Here is a 6,163-nt window from a genome sequence, read left to right as displayed (position 1 = left end):
CCTTGCCCTGTTCCCGATCGGGAAGCCGATCAGCTGCGCGGCAGCATGCCCTCGACATCGGCGGCTGCGTCATCGAGCGCTTCCTTCGGCTCGGCCGACTGGTCGACGATGCGCGAGAGATTGTCGACGATCGTCTGCGTGACCTTGACGCCGTTCGAGCCTGGGAAGGCATACCAGGGGATCATCACCGGCATCTGGCTGAGGCCTGCCTGGAACAGCGGGTTCTGCTTGTAGAAATCGCCGAGATAATCGGCCGACTTTGCGGCGAGTTCGTTGTTCGGGACATAACCGGTGCCGGGCACGACGACGGAAGCGCCATAAGGGCCGGCGGCGAATTTGGCGAACTTCCAGGCGGCATCCTGCTTGGCGGCGTCATGCGTCAGGATGACGACGGCGTTGCCGCCGGTCGGCAGGCGGCCATTCACCGGATCGATCAATGGGATCTTGGCGGTGCGCAGATCGAATTTGTTGCCGACATTCTTGATCGTGTTGCGCAGCGCGCCTGTGGTCTGGAATTCGAAACCGACCTTGCCGGCTGCGAAAGCCTGTTCGCCGGCGGCCTTGGTGAACACAGGCATGCCGCCCTCGGTGACCAGGCGATGCAGGACCTCGACGGCCTTCTGACCTTCCGGGCCGTTGAAGGCGACCTTGCTTTCGTCGTCGCTCAGCATCTTGCCGCCGGCGCCGAAGAGCAGTGCCGAAAACATCCAGTCATCACCCTGCCAACGGAAATCGATGCCGTCGACGCCATCGCCGAGCGCCTTGATCTTGCCGCCGAGCGCGATGACCTCATCCCAGGTCTTCGGCGGATTTTCTGGGTCGCCACCGGCCGCCTTCACGAGATCGGCGTTGTAATACATGATCGGGTTGGAAGTCGCGAAAGCCAGGCCCACCTGCTTGCCCTTGACCTGGGCGAGCTTGAGGATCGTGTCGGAGAAGCCCTGCTCGGCCATATTGCCGTCCTTCTGGACGAGCGGGCCGAGGTCGACGGCGACGTCGCGTTCGTCGAGCATGCGCAGGCGGTTGAGGCCGATGAAGGTGATATCGGGCATTGCGCTGGTGCCGACCTGGCGAAGGATCGTCTGGATGCCTTCTTCATAGGTCGCCGACGGGCTGGCGAACTGGATCTTGATATCGGGATTTTCTTCCATGAACTTCTTCGAGATCGTATCCATCACGTCTTTGAAGAAGCCCGGCATCGGGTAATGAACCGTCAGCGTCGTCTCGGCATGCGCGGGAAGCGCGATTGCCATCGAGACGGCCGCTGCGGCGAGAAGCTGGGTGATATGTTTCATCGCTCGTTCTCCTGGGTTGAAACCGGTCAGCCTTTGAGACCGGTCATGGTGATGCCCTCGACGAAGCGCTTCTGCGCAAGCAGGAAGGCGATGACGAGGGGAAGGGTAATGATGAGGGTCGCCGCCATCAGCGCGCCGTAGTCGTCGCCGGCCTCGGCGGCGCGGAAATACATCAGACCGAGCGGCGGCGTAGCGTAGTCCTGCTTGCTGATGACGATCAGCGGCCAGTAGAGATCGTTCCAATGGGCGACGACCGAAAAGATGGCGAAGGCGGTGACCGCCGGCCAGGCATTCGGCACGATGACGCGGGCGACGATGCCCAACTCCGACATGCCGTCGAGACGCGCGGCATGGATGAGATCATCCGGCATGGCGCGGAAGAACTGCAGGAACATGAAGATCGCGAAGACCGAAATTGTGAAGGGCGCGACAAGGGCGGCATAGCTGTTGAGCAGCGCGGCTCGGTCGAAGGCGACATAGAGCGGCAGCGCCGTCGCGTGGATCGGCACCAGCAGGCCGAGCATGACAAGCACCATCATGGCGCGGGCGGCGCCGAAGCGCAGCTTTGCCATGGCATAGGCGCAAGGGATCGCCACCAGCACCTGGAAGAAGAAGATCAGCCCGCAGACGACGACGCCGTTCCACAGCAGCTGCGCCATCGGCACTCGGCTCAAGGCCTTGGCGAAATTCTCGGCATAGGTGAAGTGCGCCGGGATCAACGACAGCGACGAGGTGAAGATATCGCTTTGGGCCTTGCCTGCCGTCGAGATCATGAAGACGTAGGGCGACAGGAAGATGATCGCGCCTAAGGAAAGCAAGGTGAGACGGATGATCCTGCCGAGGGAAAAAGCGCTGGTTATCATGTGTAATGCACCCGGCGATCGAGAACGCGGTACTGCAGAAACATCAGCACCACCAGGATTAGCAGAAAGACCACTGTCATTGCCGAGGCATAACCGACGCGCAGGTAGACGAAGCCCTCCTGGTAGATCGTAAAGAGCAGCACCTCCGACGCCTTGTTCGGGCCGCCCTCGGTCAGAGTCTTCACCGTTTCAAAAACCTTGACTGAATTGGTGATACTGATGGTGATGACGAAGAGCGTCGTGGGCCCGAGCATTGGCCAGGTGACGAGCAGAAAACGGTCGAGGGAGGATCTGGCGCCATCCACCTCGGCTGCCGCGTAAAGCTCGCGCGGGATCGCCGTCAGCCCGGCGAAGAACAGCACCATGTTGAAGCCGGCCGATTGCCAGACGCCGATGATCGAGAGGCTGTAGAGCACCGTGCCGGAGCTGCCGAGCCAGTTCGGGCCTGGAAGCCCGACGAGGGCCAGCAGCGCGTTGAGCGGGCCGATTGTGGGGTGGAACATATATTGCCAGACGGTTGCCATGGCGACGATCAGCGAGGCGACCGGCAGGAAATAGGCGGTGCGGAAGAAGCTGCGCGCCTTCGTCTCGCTCTCGATCAGCATGGCGATGCCGAGGCCGAGAAGGATCGAGACCGGTGCGACGAGCGCCGTGTACACCGTCGTATTCCACAGAGACTTGCGAAAGGTGCGGTCGGTGATCAGGTGCGCGTAGTTCTCGAAGCCGACGAAACGGAACTTGCCGTAGCCCAGTTCGAAATCGGTAAAGCCGAGCACGATGACTGATACAACCGGCAAAAGCACGAAGAGGAACAGCAGGATCATAGCCGGCATCACCAGCATCCAGGCGATGCGGGCCTCGCTGCGCCGATGCGCAACGGCGGCATCGTGTGGCACGGCCATGGAGACGATGCTAGCCATGCGCCCTCTCCCGCTGGGCATCGCTTATTGCGAGCCCGGCATCACCCGTTGCAACGCCGCCGGCCAGCCGGCTGCCGTCCTCGGCAAAGATCAGCGTGCGGCCGGGCGAAAGCCGCAGCCCGACCGGATCGCCGGCCACAAGGCCGGAGGCTTCCGACGGTTGAACCTTGGCAACGATAGTCTCGCCGATCGCCTCGAGCCGGCAATGGAGGATGACTTCGGAGCCCAGGAATTCGACGCGTTCGATCCGGGCGGCAAGGCCGTCATGCCGGTTCTTGGACAGAAAGACGAATTCGGGGCGGATGGCGAGCGTGACCGGCATCTTCCCGTCGTGCGTATTTTGAAGCGTCAGGCGCAGGCCGCCGCAGAGAATGACGCCGCCTTCGGCAAAGGCCGGCAGCAGATTGATGCGCGGCTGGCCGATGAAGCGGGCGACCTCGATATGGGCTGGATCATCGTAGATGACCTCGGGGCTGGCGATCTGCAGCAATTTTCCGCCCATCATCACGGCGACACGGTCGGCCATGGAAAGCGCTTCCGCCTGGTCGTGGGTGACATAAAGCGTCGGCACGCCGGCGCGACGATGCAGGTCGACGATCTCGCCGCGGGCATGAACGCGCAGATTGGCATCCAGATTGGAGAGCGGTTCGTCCATCAGGAAGATGCTCGGCTGGCGCACCATGGCGCGGGCAAGCGCCACTCGCTGACGCTGGCCGCCCGACATCTGGCCGGGCTTGCGGTCAAGCAGATGATCGATCTTCAGCGACGTCGCCATTTCCCTGACGTCACGGGCGATCGCCCTGCGGGTGGCGCGCTGGCCCGGCATCAATGACCCGATGAAGGGCAGCCGCTGCATCCTCGACAGCCGGCGCATCGCCAAGGGCACGGCGATGTTCTCAGAGGCCGTCAGATGCGGATAAAGCGCGTAGGACTGAAAGACCATGGCGATGTTGCGATCGGCGGCCGCAACGCCGGACATATCCTGCCCGCCGATCAGGATCTCTCCCTGGTCGGCGTGGTCGAGGCCGGCAAGGACGCGCAACAGCGTGCTCTTGCCGCAGCCGGAAGGGCCGACCAGCGCGATGAATTCGCCGGCGGCGACATCCAGGCTGACGCCATCAAGGATCTGGTTGCCGCCGAAAGCCTTGGTGATGCCGCGAAGCGAGAGCGCGCTCATTCGACGGGTTCCCGCTGTTTGACCGCCTGGGGGTAGACTTCATGCACGACATCGTCGAGCACATGCGCGGTCATGCCGGGAACGGCGACGATCGTGCTTTCGACTGCCGTATCGAACTCGTGGACGACCGCGCCGATCAGGCGCTCGCCCGGCATCTCGCGCTCCATCTTGTCGATGATGAAGGCGGCCGAGGGACCCCATATCAGCTGGGTGTTGTCAAAGCGCCCCTGCCAGGCCCAGTGGAGATGGCCGCTCGCAAACAGCGCCACGTCATGGGCAGCAATCAGATCATAGAGCCGCCGACGCTGAGCCGGGCGAACGCTCCAATATCCGGTATCGCCTTCGTCGGGTGCATCGACGAACAGCGGCTTGTGCGCGAACAACGCTACGCGCCGCCCTGCCCTGCCGGACAGCGACTGATCGAGCCATTCGAACTGCGCCTCCTCTTCGTCATCCTCACGGCCGAGAAGCAATGAGTTCAACCCGATGAAGCGCCAGCCAGCCGAATCCTCCAGCCAGCGGTCGTCGCCGGCAAGGCTGCGCCAGCGAGATAGCCGCTCGGCATTGACGGGCTGGTCCGATCCTTTGAGATGACCGACATCGTGATTGCCGGGGACGATCAGCATCGGGATCGACACCTGACGCATCAGGTCCATCGAGAAGGTGATATCCGCGTCCTTGTCGGCGCCATCGACGGTGAGATCGCCGGTATGGACGATCAGGTCCGCGCCGGTCTCTTCGATCCAGCTCAGAAGCGGCGCCCAGTTGCCGTTGAAATGCGGCTTATCGGGGCTGAAATGGGTGTCGGTGATCTGAATGATTTTCATGGGGGCGCGTCTCCGAGACCTCGGCAGCGCCTCACCGGCGCTCCCTTCTCGTGCCCTCTCTAGAAGGCTCCCATGTCAATCACACAGCTGAAGTTTTCAGCTGTTTCTCAGTTCTGACATCAATCTGTCATGCTGGTGAAGACCGCCTGCCGGAACCGGGACAGCCTTCACCTGTATTTGGAATTAAGAATACGCAATTGCGTTGCAATCAGTGCCGTGGTGCGTTGGCGGGAATGGACGATACCGTTGCCGAGACTGGGTCGCTTGCAGGAAAGCTGTCCTCGAGGCCTTCATCGAGTTCCTCTTCCAACGTTTGCCTGTCGCCGGCCGAGCGCGCACTCGGCTGGCCGATCAAGCCCTTGCTGCCTTCGTCGAAATTGCCGTTGCTCAAGGCATCGTAACGGTTGATGCTGCCGTCTGCTTCCCCACCGGCAAAGGCGGTCAGCTGAACCATCATGACCTTGGCGCGGTCGACCGCCGTCGTATCATCGAGTTCGCCATGGGAGTTGTCGATTTTGACGGAAATCGACTCTCCTCCCTCGCCCAGGAATTCGACGGTAAAGATGTCGCCGGCCTGTGTGACCCGAGTATCGATCAGCTGCATGGAAACCTCCTATGTTGATGCACCTCAACGGCCTTCTAGGTCCCGGAGTTCCACGGCGACGCCATTTCCACTGAAGCAGAAGGGTCATCGAGCAATGGGCCAGCTCGGAACAAAAAACGCCTATGCGAGTTCACACGCAGTTCAACAGGTCGCATCCATGCCGAAATTGCCGCTGTCGCCTTCCGAGAAACGCTCATTCTCCACTATTCCCACAGATCAGAAACTCGCTTTGATATCGAGCTATTCGGAGGCGCTGCGTAAGCTCGCCAGATCGACTGAGGCAGTCGGACGGGCCGATATGCTGCCGAAATTGATCCAGGTGGCGGACGGACTGGACGGTCTGGCAACCGCGATTGCCGAGACGGAGGCCGGAACCGAGGTGATGGCGCGCACGGCGCGGCTGATCCGGGCGACCGAGGGGATGCTGGCGTCGATGTCCTCGTCATTAGTCATCCATTAAATGTCACCCTTCGCGAG

General features: G+C 61.8%; 7 protein-coding genes. 1 reads left to right on the top strand and 6 read right to left on the bottom strand.

What is annotated here, in order from left to right; translation table 11 throughout:
* Nucleotides 1–29 precede the first annotated feature (29 nt).
* The 6 genes from HX899_RS29145 to HX899_RS29120 all read right to left on the bottom strand — a co-directional run bounded on the left by HX899_RS29145 (nucleotide 30) and on the right by HX899_RS29120 (nucleotide 5,686).
* Complete coding sequence (locus tag HX899_RS29145; protein ID WP_138329465.1) at nucleotides 30–1,295, bottom strand: ABC transporter substrate-binding protein; 1,266 nt, start codon at nucleotides 1,293–1,295, stop codon at nucleotides 30–32.
* A gap of 26 nt (nucleotides 1,296–1,321) precedes the next feature.
* Nucleotides 1,322–2,158, bottom strand: a complete 837-nt coding sequence (locus tag HX899_RS29140) for a carbohydrate ABC transporter permease (RefSeq protein ID WP_181294002.1) — start codon at nucleotides 2,156–2,158, stop codon at nucleotides 1,322–1,324.
* A complete protein-coding gene (locus HX899_RS29135; RefSeq protein ID WP_181294001.1) occupies nucleotides 2,155–3,078 on the bottom strand; it encodes a carbohydrate ABC transporter permease in 924 nt (307 codons plus the stop codon). The genes HX899_RS29140 and HX899_RS29135 overlap by 4 nt, the downstream gene beginning before the upstream one ends.
* A complete protein-coding gene (locus tag HX899_RS29130; RefSeq protein WP_138389184.1) occupies nucleotides 3,071–4,255 on the bottom strand; it encodes an ABC transporter ATP-binding protein in 1,185 nt (394 codons plus the stop codon). Before HX899_RS29130 ends, HX899_RS29135 begins: the two co-directional genes overlap by 8 nt.
* Nucleotides 4,252–5,082 (bottom strand): metallophosphoesterase, encoded by an 831-nt coding sequence (locus HX899_RS29125; protein ID WP_138389185.1) that lies wholly within the window; start codon nucleotides 5,080–5,082, stop codon nucleotides 4,252–4,254. Before HX899_RS29125 ends, HX899_RS29130 begins: the two co-directional genes overlap by 4 nt.
* Before the next feature lie 208 nt (nucleotides 5,083–5,290).
* Nucleotides 5,291–5,686: a hypothetical protein gene (locus tag HX899_RS29120; protein WP_138389186.1), complete on the bottom strand. Its 396-nt coding sequence runs from the start codon at nucleotides 5,684–5,686 to the stop codon at nucleotides 5,291–5,293.
* A 157-nt stretch (nucleotides 5,687–5,843) separates the two neighbouring features.
* On the opposite strand from HX899_RS29120, the gene HX899_RS29115 reads away from it, so the two are divergent.
* Nucleotides 5,844–6,146, top strand: coding sequence for a hypothetical protein (locus tag HX899_RS29115; protein WP_181294000.1), 303 nt, complete (start codon nucleotides 5,844–5,846; stop codon nucleotides 6,144–6,146).
* The last annotated feature ends 17 nt before the right edge of the window (nucleotides 6,147–6,163 follow it).

This window comes from Rhizobium sp. WYCCWR 11146, assembly GCF_013591995.1.
GTDB lineage: Bacteria > Pseudomonadota > Alphaproteobacteria > Rhizobiales > Rhizobiaceae > Rhizobium > Rhizobium indicum.
The sequence above is the reverse complement of the archived record's forward strand: the minus strand, read 5'-3'. Positions and strand labels throughout refer to the sequence as shown.

Bases quoted from the DNA above. Each gene is read 5' to 3' on its own strand.
- HX899_RS29145 (WP_138329465.1), bottom strand. From the start codon at position 1,295: ATGAAACATATCACCCAGCTTCTCGCCGCAGCGGCCGTCTCGATGGCA.
- HX899_RS29140 (WP_181294002.1), bottom strand. From the start codon at position 2,158: ATGATAACCAGCGCTTTTTCCCTCGGCAGGATCATCCGTCTCACCTTG.
- HX899_RS29135 (WP_181294001.1), bottom strand. From the start codon at position 3,078: ATGGCTAGCATCGTCTCCATGGCCGTGCCACACGATGCCGCCGTTGCG.
- HX899_RS29130 (WP_138389184.1), bottom strand. From the start codon at position 4,255: ATGAGCGCGCTCTCGCTTCGCGGCATCACCAAGGCTTTCGGCGGCAAC.
- HX899_RS29125 (WP_138389185.1), bottom strand. From the start codon at position 5,082: ATGAAAATCATTCAGATCACCGACACCCATTTCAGCCCCGATAAGCCG.
- HX899_RS29120 (WP_138389186.1), bottom strand. From the start codon at position 5,686: ATGCAGCTGATCGATACTCGGGTCACACAGGCCGGCGACATCTTTACC.
- HX899_RS29115 (WP_181294000.1), top strand. From the start codon at position 5,844: ATGCCGAAATTGCCGCTGTCGCCTTCCGAGAAACGCTCATTCTCCACT.